The following is a 16,762-nucleotide window of genomic DNA, read 5'->3' on the forward strand; positions in this document are numbered from 1 at the left end:
GGGCTTTAATTTACGTATTCCCATTTCTCTTTTTAGATATTACTAAAGAAATCAATTGTTTCTCCTTCTTTCAACGTTACGATCGCTTTCTTGAAAGCAGCTTGCTTGCCGTTGATGATACCTGATTTTGTATAACGGCTTTTACGCTTTCCAGAGTAGTTGATGGTGTTAACATCAACTACTGTAACACTGTACATATCCTCTACAGCTTTCTTAATCTCCAATTTGTTGGCATCAGGAGAAACACGAAAACCATAGCGATTCGGAAATTTCTCTGTGATCGCTGTTTGTTTCTCAGTTACTATAGGCTTAATAATAATTCCCATTATTCTACTCCTTATGCTTTAAAATTTTGTTCAACAACAGCGACTGAACTTTCCGTTAAAACCAAATTAACAGCGTTTAACACAGCGTATGTATTTAGTTCAGAAGCAGTTATTACACTTGCCTTCTCTAAATTTCGAGCGGACAAATATACTAAATTATTCTTCTCCGGTAAAACCATAAGTAACTTTTTATCAGCCACTTTCAAGTTTTTAGCAATTGTTATAAATTCTTTAGTCTTAGGAGCTTCCATTGTGAAATCCTCTACGACAACAATCGCATTGTTCTTTGCCTTGTAGCTCAATGCTGACTTACGAGCCAAAGATTTTACTTTCTTGTTCAGCTTGAACTCATAATCACGAGGCTTCGGACCGAATACACGGCCACCACCAACCAACACCGGAGAGTTGATATCACCACGACGTGCGCCACCACCACCTTTCTGACGGATCAGCTTACGTGTACTACCAGATACTTCGCTTCTCTCTTTAGACTTATGCGTTCCCTGACGTTGATTTGCCAAATACTGCTTTACGTCCAAGTAAATAGCATGATCGTTGGGTTCAATGCCGAAGATCGCATCGTTCAAAGTTACCTTTCTTCCGGTATCTTCACCTTTAATATTAAATACGCTCAGTTCCATTACTTTTCAATTAATAAGATTGAACCTTTTGCTCCTGGAACAGATCCCTTTACCAATAAAAGGTTGTGTTCCGGCATTACCTTGATCACTTGAAGATTCTGAACGGTTACACGTTCGTTACCCATCTGGCCGCCCATTCGCATGCCCTTAAATACCTTTGCGGGGTAAGAACAAGCACCGATAGAACCCGGCTTACGAGCACGGTTATGCTGACCGTGAGTAGTCTGACCTACACCACCAAAACCATGACGTTTTACTACACCTTGGAAACCTTTACCTTTTGATGTACCCACTACATCCACGAAACCTGCGTCTTCCAAGAAATCTACAGTGATCACGTCACCCAACTTGTACTCAGTTTCGAAATTCTTGAACTCGGCCAAGTGTCTTTGAGGTGCTACACCGGCTTTCTTGAAGTGACCCATCTCAGGCTGTGTCGTGTGCTTCTCTTTCTTCTCTTGGAAACCCAACTGTACAGCTTCGTAGCCATCTTTCTCCAAAGTCTTGATCTGTGTAACCACACAAGGACCCACTTCGATAACAGTGCATGGAAGATTTTTTCCCTCGGCACTGAAAACGGATGTCATTCCGATTTTTTTTCCTAATAATCCTGGCATTTCACTAATTGTTAAAAACTTACACTTTAATTTCTACTTCTACACCGCTAGGTAATTCTAGCTTCATCAAAGCGTCAACTGTCTTCGCAGTTGAGCTATAGATATCGATTAATCTCTTATAAGAAGAGAGTTCGAACTGCTCACGAGATTTCTTGTTAACGAAAGTAGAGCGGTTCACTGTAAAGATACGTTTGTGCGTAGGAAGAGGTATAGGACCGCTAACGATAGCACCTGTAGCCTTTACCGTCTTTACGATCTTCTCGGCAGACTTGTCTACCAGAGAATAATCGTAAGACTTCAATTTAATTCTGATCTTTTGGCTCATATTTATTATATGTTTCTAAATATTATTTGATCAAATCAACGCGACCTTGCACCTCTGTCAATACTTGCTTAGCGATAGAAGAGGATACTTGAGCGTAGTGTGAGAACTGCATTGAAGATGTAGCGCGACCTGAAGTAATCGTACGCAAAGCTGTCACATAACCGAATGTCTCAGCCAATGGAACCTTAGCCTTCACGATACGGGCTCCCGTACGGCTAGTCTCCATACCCTCAACTTGTCCACGACGCTTGTTCAAGTCACCGATAACGTCACCCATGCTCTCTTCTGGAGTAACAACCTCCATCTGCATGATCGGCTCCATCAATACAGGACCTGCCTTGGCGGAAGCGTTCTTGAACGCTTGGATAGCGGCGATCTCGAAAGACAACTGGTCTGAGTCTACCGGGTGGAAAGAACCATCGATCAAAGTCACTTTCAGCTTGTCAAGCGGATAACCTGCCAACACACCGTTCTTCATAGCCTTCTCGAAACCTTTCTGTACGGACGGGATAAATTCCTTAGGAATGTTACCACCCTTCACCTCATCGATGAATTGCAAAGTACCCTCGAAGCTCTCGTCAGCCGGCTCCATACGAACGATGATATCAGCGAACTTACCACGACCTCCAGATTGCTTTTTGTAAACCTCGCGAAGCTCAACCGGCTGCGTGATAGCCTCCTTATAAGTAACCTGCGGACGGCCTTGGTTACATTCAACCTTGAACTCACGACGCAAACGGTCGATGATGATATCCAAGTGAAGCTCACCCATACCGCTAATAACGGTCTGACCTGTCTCCTCGTTTGTCTGTACGCGGAAAGTAGGATCCTCCTCGGCCAACTTAGCCAAGCCCATACCCAACTTATCCATGTCTTTCTGAGTCTTAGGCTCTACAGCGATACCGATAACCGGTTCCGGGAATTCCATAGACTCCAATGTGATCGGATGGTTTTCGTCGCAAAGCGTATCACCTGTACGGATATCCTTGAAACCAACACCTGCTCCGATATCACCACAACCAATCACCTCCATCGGGTTCTGTTTGTTAGAGTGCATCTGGAACAAACGGGAGATACGCTCTTTCTTTCCGGAACGAGTGTTCAACACATAAGAACCAGCGTTGATAGAACCTGCGTATACACGGAAGAAGCACAAACGACCTACATACGGGTCGGTAGCGATCTTAAATGCCAACGCCGTCAATGGCTCCTCGAACAAAGGTTTACGAGTGATTATTTTATCAGGATCTGAAGGATCCGTACCCTCGATAGCCGGAGTATCTTCAGGAGAAGGCAAAAACGCGCAAACTGCATCCAATAAAGTCTGTACACCTTTGTTCTTGAAAGAAGAACCACAAGTCATCGGGTTGATCTGCATAGCCAACGTACCCTTGCGGATAGCAACCATGATCTCCTCTTCCGTGATCGTAGAAGGATCATCGAAGTATTTCTCCATGATAGCGTCGTCGCACTCAGCCAAAGCCTCAAGCATCTTGTCGCGCCACTCCTCAGCCTCAGCTTGCAAGTCTGCCGGGATCTCCTCTACGCTATACTCGGCACCCATAGTCTCATCGTGCCAGAAGATAGCCTTCATCTTGATCAAGTCGACAACACCCTTGAAAGTCTCCTCAGCTCCGATAGGGATCTGGATCGGACAAGGATTAGCTCCTAATACGTCCTTCAATTGGCGTACTACCTCATAGTAGTTAGCACCCGAGCGGTCCATCTTGTTAACGTAACCGATACGAGGTACATTATATTTATCAGCCTGACGCCATACAGTCTCAGACTGGGGCTCAACACCACCTACGGCACAGAATGTAGCAACAGCACCATCCAATACACGAAGAGAACGTTCAACCTCAACCGTGAAGTCAACGTGTCCCGGAGTGTCAATCAAGTTGATTTTATAACGGTTGCCCAAATAGTTCCAGAATGTAGTCGTAGCAGCGGAAGTAATCGTGATACCACGCTCCTGCTCCTGCGCCATCCAGTCCATTGTAGCAGTACCATCATGAGTCTCACCGATCTTGTGTGTCAAACCTGTGTAAAACAAGATACGTTCAGAAGTCGTTGTCTTACCAGCGTCAATGTGAGCCATGATACCGATGTTCCTAGTGAACATCAATTGCTTATCGTTGTTTGCCATATTCTTTTTATTGCCTTAAAAATTAAAATCTGAAGTGAGCGAACGCACGGTTAGCCTCAGCCATACGGTGCATATCTTCTTTTCTTTTGAATGCGCCACCTTGGTTATTGAAAGCATCTACAATCTCTGCAGACAACTTGTCAGCCATAGTCTTACCTCCACGTTTACGAGCGAAGATAATAAGGTTCTTCATAGAAATTGACTCTTTACGATCCGGGCGGATTTCAGTAGGGACTTGGAATGTAGCACCACCTACACGGCGTGACTTAACTTCGACTTGAGGAGTAATGTTATCAAGCGCAGCTTTCCAAATTTCGAGAGCGGACTTTTCCTCGTTAGGCAATTTGCCCTTAACGGTTTCCAAAGCGGAATAGAAAATTTCGAAGGCAGTATTTTTCTTGCCATCATACATCAAATGGTTAACGAATCTCGTAACCTTTACATCACCGAAAACAGGATCCGGAAGGATCTGTCTTTTCTTTGGTTTTGCTTTTCTCATTTTGTTTTCAAAAATTTGTTCTTGTCGTTGGTTGCCTTTAATTTGTCTTCAACGGTTCCGCTGAACCATTTACTCAACCTTATAGCCTATCCAAATAACTCAAACCTGTTTTAATACTTAAATTTAAATCTCAGTTTGAAGGCATGTAATTAATTACTTCTTCTTACCTTTTGCGGCAGCTGCTGCTTGACCCGGTTTCGGACGCTTAGCTCCATATTTGGAACGTCTTTGCGTACGGCCGTTAACACCCGCTGTATCCAACGTACCACGTACGATGTGATAACGCACACCCGGAAGGTCCTTTACACGACCACCACGTACCAATACGATAGAGTGCTCTTGCAAGTTGTGTCCTTCTCCCGGAATATAGGAGTTAACTTCCTTACCATTTGTCAAACGTACTCTCGCTACTTTACGCATTGCAGAGTTAGGTTTCTTCGGAGTCGTAGTGTAAACACGTACGCAAACGCCACGTCTTTGAGGACAAGCGTCCAATGCGGGTGATTTACCCTTCTCCACCAAAGTTTCCCTTCCTTTTCTAACTAATTGCTGAATTGTAGGCATTTCTTTCTTTTTTTAAACTTTGAATGTGTTATTATTATTTATCTAATCTTTTCCTATTTCGAGCCGCAAAGTTACGCATTATTTTCGGACAATCAATAAGTTGTGCCTGTTTTTTTCGTATACTCCGCACTAAAAACGGTGCAAAGGTACATATTTGTTCCCGTTTGGCAAGGTAGGCCCTAGCCGTATTTATTAATATTTAACATTCACTGTCTCTATTTACCTCACTGGCACGTAAAGCGACTGGTGGCGGGTGCCGATATCACGCAATTTACCCGCCTCGACAAATTGATGCAGGCGGCGGCTGGCCGTACTGCTCGTCAGGCCGCAAAGCCGCTGGAAGGCGACACGGGTCATATATTCATGCTCGGCAAAATAACTCGCGAGCAATTGGTCGATACGATCAGGCTCCAATTGGCGGGAATGGGATTTGTACTTGGCTCGTTCCAGCGTCATCGTCTTCAAGCTATCTTTCAGCTCTACCTCGGGACGGAAAGCCACGGACTTGAAACGGATGGACTCCGCACGTATCTCGTGCGTGGATTGTACGGCCGGGCATTGCAACGTGACTTACAAATACCCCAACCCATCGATATGTACACGTTTTCCTTCACGCAAATATTCCGCTGTCACCTCGCTTAAAGAGATAAGCACGGCGGCTACGTCTGCCGGCGTGACGGTACACCGTCCATGGATACGTTTGGCCAGATCATCCGTATCGATCGTGCCGGATGATACGATACGTGCGTGAAAACGAGGACGCTTCGTGCTGTCCTTCGATACCGGAGTCTTGTAAAAGTCATATTTTGCTGCCATATATCTAGTATGAGATTAAAAGGTTATTCATCGAAACATCGTATGCTATTAGTCATTTCACAAGGGTGATATGATCTTTTCACCTATGTGAAACGATCGTTTCATGATTGTGATACGTTCTTTTCACATAGGTGAAAAGATTATAAGCACTTAACAAAGGTACTACATCCATACCACTTAAACAATAGTTTTCCCTAGTATTTCGCACAGATTACTTTTATTTCAAATGACAATATAAACATTTGGAAAACCGCAAGTTAACAGCTTATATCCGCAAAATGAAACAGTAAAAACAACCTCTAAAACATAGCGTCATGAAAACTGTATTGGATTTTTTAGGCCAATTATGGCTTCGCTTCTTAAAACCGGACGGGTCGATCACCGTACCACACCCAAACGAAGGTAAAGCGAAACGATCGAGCAACAGCAACTCTATCCTTCAAAAGAGTCTGGAGACTTTCCTCCAAGAACGGATCGAATTCCACTTCAACTTGTTGAGCGAGGAGACTGAATATCGATACAAACAATTGGAAACGGATCGCTTCTATCCGGTGACGCAACGTGACCTAAATAGCATTTGCATGGAGGCAAGACGGACGGGGATCGATTGCAGGGATCGGGATGTGAATCGTTTCGTATATTCAAAAGAAGTAAAAGAGTATCATCCTTTCCGGCAATATATGGAGTGGTTACCCGAATGGGACGGGAAAGACCGGGTAAGTGATCTGGCACGACGGGTCTCCTCAGAACCGTTATGGGTGGAGGGGTTTCATCGCTGGATGCTCGCCTTGGCCTCGCAATGGATGGGTTCGGACCGAATGCACGCAAATAGCTTGGCTCCCATTTTAGTCAGCGAGCGTCAAGGATGTCAGAAGTCTACCTTTTGCAAGTCGCTGATGCCTTCTTCGCTAGTCCGCTATTACACGGATAGCGTAGACCTTAGCGGCTCGACGCAAATGGAGCAGAAGCTTGGATTGTTCGGACTCATCAACCTCGATGAGTTCGACCGGTTGTCCGACCGTAAAATGGCTTTACTGAAAAATTGGATGCAGATGGCCGGAATGAACGTACGCAAGGCACACGCCAAGCATTTCCCCCCTACCCCGCCTAGCCTCATTTATTGGCACTACGAACCAGAAGAACCTATTAAGCGACCCCACTGGAAGCCTCCGTTTCCTATGCGTGGAGGTGCAAAGCAAGATTAATTGCGAAGGTATCGAGCATGATCAAATCTACGCCCAGCTGAAAAACGAGTTACAAAAAGGAGAGCGCCATTGGTTCACCTCCGCAGAGGAGGAGGCGATCATGCGATCGAATGAGGCTTTCTATAAACGTCCGATCGAGGAAGATGTGTTCCACGCCTGCTTCCGGGCCGCATGTCCGGGAGACCTAAATGTAAATGCAGCCGTGAAACCTATGTCATCGAAATCATCCCTAGCACTTAAATCTTCTCTCCAGCTCCTCATCTGTCAGCATGGAGATAATCGTCTTTCCATCCGGGGTCAGGTTCGAGTCCGAACAAGAGAACAGGGAGGCGATCAGATGATCCATCTCTTCCAAGGATAAGGATTTGCCGGGACGGATAGCGGCGGCTTTGGCTAAAGACAAGGCGATGGCCTCGCAGATTTTCTCATGCACTGCGCATCCGGTCTCGATCGCCCGGTCCACGATATCCTTTACCAAATTTACCGGATCAAGGTTCTCTATACCGGCGGGCAGGCCATTGATCGCGTAATTGTCATTTCCCAGATTGCTCAGATCAAAGCCGACGAAGCACAAATCCTCCAATAAGGAAGGCAGTACAGCCGCCTCGGCAGCGGTAAACTCTACGATCTCCGGGAATAAGACTTGTTGGGATACACCTTGTTGCTGACGGATATTCGACAGGTATTGGTCAAACAAGATACGCACATGCGCACGATGCTGGTCAATAATCGCCAGACCCGATTTCAAGGATGTCACGATATATCGCCCTTTATATTGATAGCAAGGATTGCTTACCTCCGTAAACAGTTTTTCCGGATCCGAAGCCTCGGCCGGCAATTCCTCGATCGGGGCATCCTCGAAAGTCTCGGACTCCCGTTGGACAGCCACTCGGTCGTTCTCAAACCCTTGATATAATTTAGACCAATCGAATTCCGGTTTTTTATAGGAAGTAGTGTCAAACGGATTATAACTGGAATCCACTTGCACTTTCGGGGCCTTATAAGTACTAGGCTCACTTTTCTTGACCGGGTTGTAAACAGGAATATCGATCGCGTCCTCCACATCGAAATCAATCGTAGGGATAGCGCTCGATTTAGCCAACGCCTCCCGGGTAGCGGCCATCAAGATCTGCCAGATCGGTTGCTCGTTCTCAAACTTAATCTCCGTCTTTGTCGGATGGATATTGACATCGATCGAGGAGGGATCCAACGTGAAATAAACAAAATAATTCGGCATATCCCCGGCAGGAATCAATTGCTCATAAGCCTGCATGATCGCCTTATGGAAATAAGGATGCTTCATATAACGACCATTCACAAAAAAAAACTGCAATGCCCCTCGCTTCTTCGCCGAGTCCGGACGCCCCACGAAACCGGAAATAGTCACCATGGAACTTTGGGCATCCAGAGAGAGCAACTTCTGGTTTAAACTCTTACCATATATATTAATGATGCGCTGACGTAACCCCGACTCGGGCAGATTGAATATCTCCGCATCATTATGATAAAGAGACATACCCACCTGCGGATTCACCAAGGCGATTCGCTCGAACTCATTGATGATATTCCGGAATTCCGTCTCATTCGACTTCAAGAATTTCCGGCGGGCGGGAACATTAAAGAAAAGATTCTTTACCGAGAAGATACTTCCCTCGTTACAAGCCTCCGGCTCGATACTCTCCAGATTGGAACCCGCGATGGATAGGCAAGTGCCAAGCTCGGTCCCTCTAGCCCGGGTACGCAACTCTATATGGGCGACAGCGGCGATAGAGGCCAATGCCTCACCTCGGAAACCCATCGTATGCAAAGAGAATAAATCCTCGGCCGTAGAAATCTTAGAAGTAGCGTGCCGCTCAAAAGCCATGCGAGCATCCGTCTCGGACATACCTTTCCCGTCATCGATCACCTGTATCAATGTCTTACCCGCATCCTTAATGTTCACTTGGATATTGGAAGCGCCAGCGTCCACCGCATTCTCGACCAACTCTTTAACGACAGAGGCCGGACGTTGAATCACCTCTCCCGCCGCGATTTGATTGGCGATATGGTCCGGAAGTAAATGAATGATATCGCTCATTACCAGAACAAATACCAAAAGAAAGCAGCCAAGACCGCCAAGGCCACCGCCAGTTTCACATTCTTATACCTACGAGCCCGGGAATCCTCGCCTCGCCCCACGCTTTTCTTCAGATGCGAGGTACCTTCAATGAAAGTTCCCTTGATATGCGGCTTATATTCCTCCAACGGCTCCTCTACACCCATTTCACGTTTGACCTTGCTTATACGTTCCTCCAAGGCTTCCTTATGGGGGTCCCAATAAATAGGCTTATGATCAAATTGACGCGGCTTGCGCATGTTATAAAACGAGAAAAGTGCCATAGCTTTACCTATTAATTATGAATACGACGCTAATGTACGAATTTATTGCTTCTTTTCGGAGCATCTTGAGCTTTTCTTTTCACGACCTGATAAATATCATCCTTGTCTTTAGGACGGATATAATCAAACCAATAAAAGTCTTTCAAGTATTTCTGGTCGGGCTTCAAATCAGGAATAGGGGTCATCGTACCTGTTGGAGTCGGCCAGATTTTCAGTTTATCCAACTTATTGTCTTTTAGCCAGATCGTAAGGAAACCGCTTTTGGTCTCGTTCATGCCGACCATCGAACCGTCCTTCTCCAAGGGGAAAAATATAGATTCGGCGTTGCCCGACACATCGATCTGATTCACGACCTGTCCCTCGAAATAAGCCTTCAAGTCATTTCCCTTTAATTGATTGAATGCGGTAGAATCGATTTGCTGTATTGCGAAAGCGAATTGCTTCACGTGAGCGAAATCGATCGAGCTATCATTCATAAATATCAAGATCGTATCCCCATAGATCTGATACTGTTCATTCCAAACGATAGGGTCCGTATACATATATAATATAGAGTCTCTTGTATTAAACTGCATCGAATCGCAAACACCTTGCATATCCGTCCGATAGAAACGGACGCCGTAATAAGCTTTTACTTCCCGGTAAAGGGAGTCCACCGTAGTCATCTTCAAGGTATCACCATGCAGAAACAATGTATCCCCTTGGCTGAATTCCAAGAAACGGGCGCTATCCGTAGCGAAAGCATACTCGCTCTTCTCATTGTAAAAGCCATATTGGCCTTCCAGCATGACATGCTGCGCCGTGTCTTGCAGACTCATATTACCGAACGCTTCCCCAAAACCCAGTTCCCGGTTGTAGGCGATAGAGTCGCCCGTCAAGATACGGTCGCCGGAAACCACCTGAGAACGATCCAATAGCAAAGAGGTATTATTCACGGTATCGTACCAACCTCTGGAAGAATAGATCGTGCCGCTATCCGAGACGATTATGGATGGTCCGAGGATCGTGGCGATCTTCGAGTCCGTATTATAATGCAAGGTATCGGAATACAACGTGAATTGCTCATTCTCCAGACGGACGCTATCATTGAAGATAGCCAATTTCGTACTAGGCGAATATTGCCCATAAAAAGAAGAGAGCTGATTCAAGGAATCGACAATCAGACCTCCGTCGAAATAATATCCGATATCCGGGATTCGCTCATAGTTCAAGCTATCCGTAAACAGGGTAACCTGCCCATTCTCCATGCGGACATTCTCCCGCAAATAAGCGATCTGGGTATTTCCATCGTAAAACAGGTAATTTCCATACACGAACAAGGTATCCCCTTGTTCCATCCGGACATTACTAAACGCTTCCAAGGAATTGGTCTGCTCAAAGAAATATGCGCTATCGCAATACATATACGAACTATCATGGCGAAAACAAACATCACCATTCAGTACTTGAGCCTCGGCGTTCCTCTCCTTATCGAACGAAAGCGTATTCGCATGCTCCAAAAAGACCTTCGTCTTCTTGGGAGCGACACTATCTTTGGCGGCTACCACCGTGCTATCTTGCGTTTGCGCAAATACGCCAACCGATAAAGCACACGATAAGAGCGCTAGAAATAACCTGTTAATTAGTCTCATTCCTTAATCCAACCCGGATATTTGAAATCACAATTCCTCCAACCGTCACTAATACGCACGTAGGTTGATTTTTGTTTCTTCGTGATCCAGTCGTTCAATAATTCCTCACGTTTCTTAGCCTCTACGATCGCTTTCAAAGCTTGGAAGTCATCGGCCAAATTCGCCTTATGTCCTTCCGTCCGAGCTTTCAGCTTAACAATAGCTACTACCTCTTTCTGCTTGTTCGTCAACATGGTAAAAGGCTTGGAGATCTCTCCGACTTTCATGCCATATACCACCTTACCGATTTCCTGCGGAAGTTCTTGCATCTCGAACTTAGGGGTTCCCATATTGCTGCTCTCGTAATCTTGGTTTACCATCAAACCCTTATTATTACGTGTATCCTTGTCATAAGAGACGAATGTAGCGGCTTCCTCAAACGTGAACTTATTCGCCTGCAAATCATTGTACAATGAATCCAGACGAGTGGTAGCATCCGCCAACTCCTTATCGGAAACCTTCGGTTTCAATAAGATATGGCGGCAGTTGATACGGTCTCCACGCTTCTCGATCAATTGGATGATATGGTAACCATACTCCGTCTGTACGATCTGGGAGACACGTTTCGGGTCTTTCAAGTTGAACGCAACGTTCGCGAACTCCGGCAACAGCTGTGTCTTGCTCATGAAACCTAACTCCCCTCCTCGAGACGCCGAACCCGGATCTTCCGAGTACAAACGAGCCAACGTAGAGAATTCCATCTTACCGGAATTAACTTGCTCCGTGAAATCACGTAAGCGGGCCTTGATGGCGTCTGTTTCCTCAAACGGAATCTTCGGTTCCAAGGTAACGATTTGCACCTCTACAGTCGTAGGGATGTTCGGCAGGCTATCCTGAGACAACTGGCTGAAATATTTACGCACCTCGGAAGGTGTCAGCTTGATCTCGCCGATCAATTGATGCTGCATCTGTTGCACTACCTGCTGCTCCCGCACCATCTCCTTACGCTCATCCTTGATCTGGGAAAATTTCTTACCGAAATATTCCTCCAATTTCTCGCGAGACCCGATTTGGTTCACAGCCATGTTCATCCATTGATCCACGCTCTGGATCACTTGGTTCTCGTTCACGGTAATACTATCGATCTTAGCTTGATTCAGATATAGTTTCTGTATCGCCATCTGCTCCGGGATCACGCAATACGGGTCGCCATCCAAACGGACCCCCTCGTTTTGATTATACAAACGCTGCGTCTCAATATCCGAACGTAAAATAGCGTCATCTCCTACCACCCACACAATTTCATCGATCACATTGTCTTGCGCCATTACAATGCAAGAACAACAGGCAAGAAAGAATACACTTAAAATCTTTTTCATCATGTCTACCCATTTATAAAATTAGAGATCACGGCTCGGAATGGAATTCCACGTCACCGCTCCGGATCGCATCGTTATATAACTCGTCTTCAAATTTTTTCAAGAATTCAACTTTTCGTTGGTTGACCAGCATTTCCGTGACGTGCGAACTGGCATAATCATATGGCTCCACACTGCCGGAAGGTAAATATTCCTTGATATTCAACAGATAACAATAACTGCTATCCGCCACCTCAACATACTTATTCGCCTTCAGAAACGCATTCGGATTCGACACATGGATCGGTATATTATCCATTACCTCATCGAAATCAACCCATTTGTCGTAAAAGTACTCATAAATCGTGGCATTTTGCACACTATACTTCTCAATTTTTTCTAAAGAGGCCACATCTGTGGATTTGTACCACTTTTTGACATCGGTAAGTCCCGGGGCATCAACCGGGATTTTCAAGAATAATCCCTTGATCAAGCCTTTATCCAAGATAAACTTTTTCTGGTTTTCCTCGTAATAGTTTAATTTATCACTTTCCCGGATATCAGTTTTCAGCTTCTCCTCCACCAATCGTTCCTGATAACGGTAACGAACCAAGGAACGCCTGTACTCCTCTACCAATTTATCGACCTCCTCTTTCTCATCCCCTAAGTTACGCAAAGCCACATCGTACACCAATACATCCTTTACCCATTTCTTGGTAAAGCCCTCGGCCAGCAACAGACTATCTGCGGAGGAAATCCCCCGGGGTATTAGCTTATTCACCTCCGAACGATTTAGGGTACGTCCTTTCACGCTAACCAAGACATCCGTAGTATCAGCTGGCTGAGAACCTTTACAGGCACCCAACAACACAACGAACGTTAGGAACATGAAGACTATCCTCATATCTATCTTTATTTTATTTCTTTAGTTTCTTCAATAATTTCCAGTTGACAGTCACCGGATATTTTTTATTCAAATCCGCAATCCACTTCGCTTCCAACACCTTCTGCTGGGCGGAGGGTTTGCTCCAGATCTCCCGGTTGCTGACCTCAAACAACAGAATCCCATCCCGGTACTCCTGCATCAAATGAGGGATCTCCGGATGTTTTGTCTCCAGATTCTTACGCTCGGCGGTCGTTACGATATCGCGGATAAACAAATCATAGATCTCTTGCATAAAATCACCCGCATACGTTTTTGTCGAGAACGGACAACGTTGGATATAATAAGCGAACTCCGCTTGCGGGAAATCCTTTCCATCCAATTGCATAAGCGTCTTGTTCATATCCTTCGCTTTCTCATAAAACGCCTCGTCCGTGGGGAAACAATCATTACATAACGCTTGCAGCTCCGCATAGGCTTCCGGATAGAAAACGTATCCGTATTCTTTTTTCATACGATCGTCGAAAGCTTTATATAACTCGAAGTTACGTTCACCCTGCCCCATACGTCTCGACAAAGCTTTTTCCTCTTCCTCAAACGAAGGGCGTCCCTTCTTATCGATCAACTTAATGATATGGTAACCAAAACGAGTTTCCACCACCTCGGATAAATCACCCGGCTTGCTCAACGCAAAAGCGGCTTGCTCAAAAGGCTGGACCATCTCGCCTACCCCAAACCAAGGTAATACTCCCTCTTTCTTAGCGGAAGCAGCATCCCCAGAATATTCTTTCGCTAACTCGCCAAAATCAGCTCCCTCTTGTACTTGCTTATAGATAGCTTGCGCTTTTGCCAGAAAAGCCGATGAGTCCTGAATAGCGGAATCTTTCGGGAAGGCGATCAAGATATGAGCGACATGTATCCGCCCCGGATTGGGTTTACGACTATGGACTTTTATCAAATGAAATCCTAATTTCGTGCGAACCGGTTCAGACACCACGCCAATCGGCAAGGAATAGGCGGCATCCTCAAACACTTTTAGGGATTGCATCGGGAGCAAGCAACGTACATATTCGCAAGCGACATGCTCCTTATCCTTCTCGGCCAAAGCTTTTCCGACTGTTTCCATATCCTCTCCTTTCTGGAGACGTTCGTATACTCGCATGGCTTCTTGATATACAGCTACCGTATCTTTGGAGACCGTCTTCTCCGGCAAACGGAATAAGATGTGGGTCAACTCTACCGAGTGATCCCCACGGTCATATACCGCACGGGCAGCCGCTTTCTCACCCTCCTTATCCGACATATAGCTATCGATCAACTGAGCCCGGTATCCATCCAGCTCACTTTTGAATGAGGATGTCTGGTCGATCCCTAAAGATTCCGCCTCCGCTACTTTTAGCTTAAAATTTTTAAATAGCTCGACATAGTTTTTGACGGACTTTGTATTCGATAAATCCACCTCTCCATTCTTCTCCGCGATAAAAATAAATTCAGATAAAGGCACTTGTTTTCCAGCGACCGTCATAACGACCGAATCGGATGCGGTTTGAGCGTTAACTGTCACACAAGCGAATACCCCTAATGAAATAAGTAACTTTTTCATCAAAAATTCTTTTACCATAGCACGAATATACATTACAAAAATAACACTAATCTAACGGAGAGCCGACAAGAAAAGTATGCTATCCCATTAAATTAGTGTTTTTTATAAAACGTAAAACTTGTATTACTATTCACCGCGGCTATAATTCGGAGCCTCTTGCGTGATCGCTACGTCATGCGGATGGCTCTCTTGCACACCTGCGTTGGTGATTCGAGTAAAACGAGCTTTATGCAACTCCTCGATATTATGAGCCCCGCAATAACCCATTCCCGCACGTAAACCACCTACCATTTGGTAAATGACCTCATACAAAGAACCCTTAAACGGAACACGGGCAGCGATTCCCTCCGGAACCAGCTTCTTCACGTCGTCCTCCACATCTTGGAAATACCGATCCTTGGACCCCTTTTGCATAGCTTCCAACGACCCCATTCCACGGTAAGACTTAAACTTTCGGCCATTGAAGATAATCGTATCGCCCGGCGACTCCTCTACACCCGCCAACAGAGATCCCATCATCACGGAAGATCCACCAGCGGCGATCGCCTTCACGATATCACCGGAGTAACGCAAGCCACCGTCGGCGATCAAAGGCACACCAGTTCCTTCCAACGCCTTCGCCACATCGTAAATAGCCGACAACTGGGGAACACCCACACCAGCGATCACACGAGTTGTACAAATCGAACCCGGACCGATACCTACCTTCACGGCGTCCGCCCCGGCTTCCACTAAATATTTAGCAGCCTCGCCCGTAGCGATATTACCGACCACACAATCAATATGCGGATATTGCGCCTTAATCTGTTTCAAGACATCCACCACACCTTTTGAGTGACCATGTGCCGTGTCGATCACCAAAGCATCCACCCCGGCATCCACCAAAGCGGCTACACGCTCGAAGGTATTGAACGTAACGCCTACACCGGCAGCTACACGCAAACGACCTTTCGAATCCTTGCAAGCCTTCGGTTTATCTTTCGCTTTCGTTATATCTTTATAGGTAATCAAGCCGATCAACTTATTATGGCTATCGACCACCGGTAACTTCTCGATCTTATGTTCCTGAAGGATCTGAGCGGCGGCCTCCATATCCGTAGATTGTCCGGTTACGACCAAATTCTCTTTCGTCATCACCTCGTCGATAGAACGGTTCATGTCCTTCTCGAAACGCAAGTCACGGTTTGTCACGATACCTACCAAATACCCGCCTTCATCCACCACGGGAATACCGCCAATCTTATATTCAGCCATCATTGCCAAGGCATCCGCCACACGCTTGCCCTTCGTGATAGTCACCGGATCATAGATCATTCCATTCTCCGCACGTTTAACGGTCTGGACCTGCTTTGCCTGCTCGGCGATCGTCATGTTTTTATGAATCACACCAATACCTCCCTCACGGGCGATAGCGATAGCCAACTTGGCCTCGGTAACCGTATCCATAGCGGCCGACACCATCGGTATATTCAATGTGATATTACGTGAAAACTTTGTCGTGAGATCGACATTACGAGGAAGAACTTCCGAATAAGCTGGGATTAACAATACATCGTCAAACGTTAACCCATCCATAACTACCCTGTCTGCAATAAATGACATAGAACTTATGCTTTAAAAATTATTGCGCGCAAATATACGACTTTTCACGCAATAAATCGATACGGGAGAAATTAAAAATTCGATTCGGAAGAAAATAAACTTTCATCCGAACGAAAACAAAATTCCTTCCGAAGGAAAAATAAATCTCTTTCGGAAGGAACAATAAGCTTCTTTATTTGTTTTTT

General features: G+C 45.6%; 15 protein-coding genes and 2 pseudogenes. 2 read left to right on the forward strand and 15 right to left on the reverse strand.

What is annotated here, in order from left to right; all coding sequences use genetic code 11:
* Nucleotides 1-32: 32 nt before the first annotated feature.
* The 8 genes and pseudogenes from rplW to QVP94_RS06900 all read right to left on the reverse strand — a co-directional run bounded on the left by rplW (nucleotide 33) and on the right by QVP94_RS06900 (nucleotide 5,937).
* Nucleotides 33-326 (reverse strand): 50S ribosomal protein L23, encoded by a 294-nt coding sequence (gene rplW, locus QVP94_RS06865; RefSeq protein WP_005853968.1) that lies wholly within the window; start codon nucleotides 324-326, stop codon nucleotides 33-35.
* An 11-nt stretch (nucleotides 327-337) separates the two neighbouring features.
* Entirely contained in the window at nucleotides 338-967 is a 630-nt protein-coding gene (rplD, locus tag QVP94_RS06870) for a 50S ribosomal protein L4 (RefSeq protein WP_005853966.1), read from the reverse strand.
* A complete protein-coding gene (rplC, locus tag QVP94_RS06875; protein ID WP_005853963.1) occupies nucleotides 967-1,584 on the reverse strand; it encodes a 50S ribosomal protein L3 in 618 nt (205 codons plus the stop codon). Before rplC ends, rplD begins: the two co-directional genes overlap by 1 nt.
* Nucleotides 1,585-1,603: 19 nt before the next feature.
* Nucleotides 1,604-1,909 (reverse strand): 30S ribosomal protein S10, encoded by a 306-nt coding sequence (rpsJ, locus tag QVP94_RS06880; RefSeq protein WP_005853961.1) that lies wholly within the window; start codon nucleotides 1,907-1,909, stop codon nucleotides 1,604-1,606.
* Nucleotides 1,910-1,931: 22 nt separating this feature from the next.
* The gene (gene fusA, locus QVP94_RS06885; protein ID WP_005853959.1) at nucleotides 1,932-4,058 is read right to left on the reverse strand and encodes an elongation factor G; all 2,127 of its coding nucleotides are present in this window, start codon (nucleotides 4,056-4,058) and stop codon (nucleotides 1,932-1,934) included.
* A 22-nt stretch (nucleotides 4,059-4,080) separates the two neighbouring features.
* Nucleotides 4,081-4,557: a 30S ribosomal protein S7 gene (gene rpsG, locus QVP94_RS06890; RefSeq protein ID WP_005853957.1), complete on the reverse strand. Its 477-nt coding sequence runs from the start codon at nucleotides 4,555-4,557 to the stop codon at nucleotides 4,081-4,083.
* Between the two features lie 153 nt (nucleotides 4,558-4,710).
* Entirely contained in the window at nucleotides 4,711-5,121 is a 411-nt protein-coding gene (gene rpsL / locus QVP94_RS06895; RefSeq protein WP_005853956.1) for a 30S ribosomal protein S12, read from the reverse strand.
* A gap of 219 nt (nucleotides 5,122-5,340) precedes the next feature.
* Nucleotides 5,341-5,937: pseudogene (locus QVP94_RS06900) on the reverse strand (HU family DNA-binding protein).
* 314 nt (nucleotides 5,938-6,251) lie between these two features.
* Between QVP94_RS06900 and QVP94_RS06905 the strand changes: the two are divergent.
* Nucleotides 6,252-7,142: a VapE domain-containing protein gene (locus QVP94_RS06905; RefSeq protein ID WP_022192246.1), complete on the forward strand. Its 891-nt coding sequence runs from the start codon at nucleotides 6,252-6,254 to the stop codon at nucleotides 7,140-7,142.
* Nucleotides 7,090-7,203: pseudogene (locus QVP94_RS19405) on the forward strand (hypothetical protein); the annotation flags it as partial. The gene QVP94_RS06905 and the pseudogene QVP94_RS19405, both read left to right, overlap by 53 nt.
* Before the next feature lie 168 nt (nucleotides 7,204-7,371).
* Here the strand turns inward: QVP94_RS19405 and mutL are convergent.
* From mutL to guaB, 7 genes are all read right to left on the reverse strand, one after another.
* The gene (gene mutL, locus QVP94_RS06910; RefSeq protein WP_005853950.1) at nucleotides 7,372-9,219 is read right to left on the reverse strand and encodes a DNA mismatch repair endonuclease MutL; all 1,848 of its coding nucleotides are present in this window, start codon (nucleotides 9,217-9,219) and stop codon (nucleotides 7,372-7,374) included.
* The gene (locus QVP94_RS06915; protein ID WP_005853948.1) at nucleotides 9,219-9,521 is read right to left on the reverse strand and encodes a hypothetical protein; all 303 of its coding nucleotides are present in this window, start codon (nucleotides 9,519-9,521) and stop codon (nucleotides 9,219-9,221) included. The genes mutL and QVP94_RS06915 overlap by 1 nt, the downstream gene beginning before the upstream one ends.
* Nucleotides 9,522-9,550: 29 nt before the next feature.
* A complete protein-coding gene (locus QVP94_RS06920) occupies nucleotides 9,551-11,152 on the reverse strand; it encodes an OstA-like protein (protein ID WP_005853946.1) in 1,602 nt (533 codons plus the stop codon).
* Nucleotides 11,149-12,513 carry a peptidylprolyl isomerase gene (locus tag QVP94_RS06925; RefSeq protein WP_008778716.1) on the reverse strand — a complete coding sequence of 455 codons (1,365 nt, stop codon included), beginning with the start codon at nucleotides 12,511-12,513 and terminating at the stop codon, nucleotides 11,149-11,151. The genes QVP94_RS06920 and QVP94_RS06925 overlap by 4 nt, the downstream gene beginning before the upstream one ends.
* A gap of 25 nt (nucleotides 12,514-12,538) precedes the next feature.
* Nucleotides 12,539-13,393 (reverse strand): hypothetical protein, encoded by an 855-nt coding sequence (locus tag QVP94_RS06930; RefSeq protein WP_022192247.1) that lies wholly within the window; start codon nucleotides 13,391-13,393, stop codon nucleotides 12,539-12,541.
* Nucleotides 13,394-13,406: 13 nt separating this feature from the next.
* On the reverse strand, nucleotides 13,407-14,993 hold the full coding sequence (locus tag QVP94_RS06935) for a peptidylprolyl isomerase (protein WP_022192248.1): 1,587 nt from the start codon (nucleotides 14,991-14,993) through the stop codon (nucleotides 13,407-13,409).
* Nucleotides 14,994-15,101: 108 nt separating this feature from the next.
* Nucleotides 15,102-16,577, reverse strand: a complete 1,476-nt coding sequence (guaB, locus tag QVP94_RS06940; protein WP_005853938.1) for an IMP dehydrogenase — start codon at nucleotides 16,575-16,577, stop codon at nucleotides 15,102-15,104.
* Nucleotides 16,578-16,762 lie beyond the last annotated feature (185 nt).

Origin of the sequence: Parabacteroides sp. CAG:2 (assembly GCF_000436315.1) — a bacterium.
In the GTDB taxonomy this organism is placed as follows: domain Bacteria; phylum Bacteroidota; class Bacteroidia; order Bacteroidales; family Tannerellaceae; genus Parabacteroides; species Parabacteroides distasonis.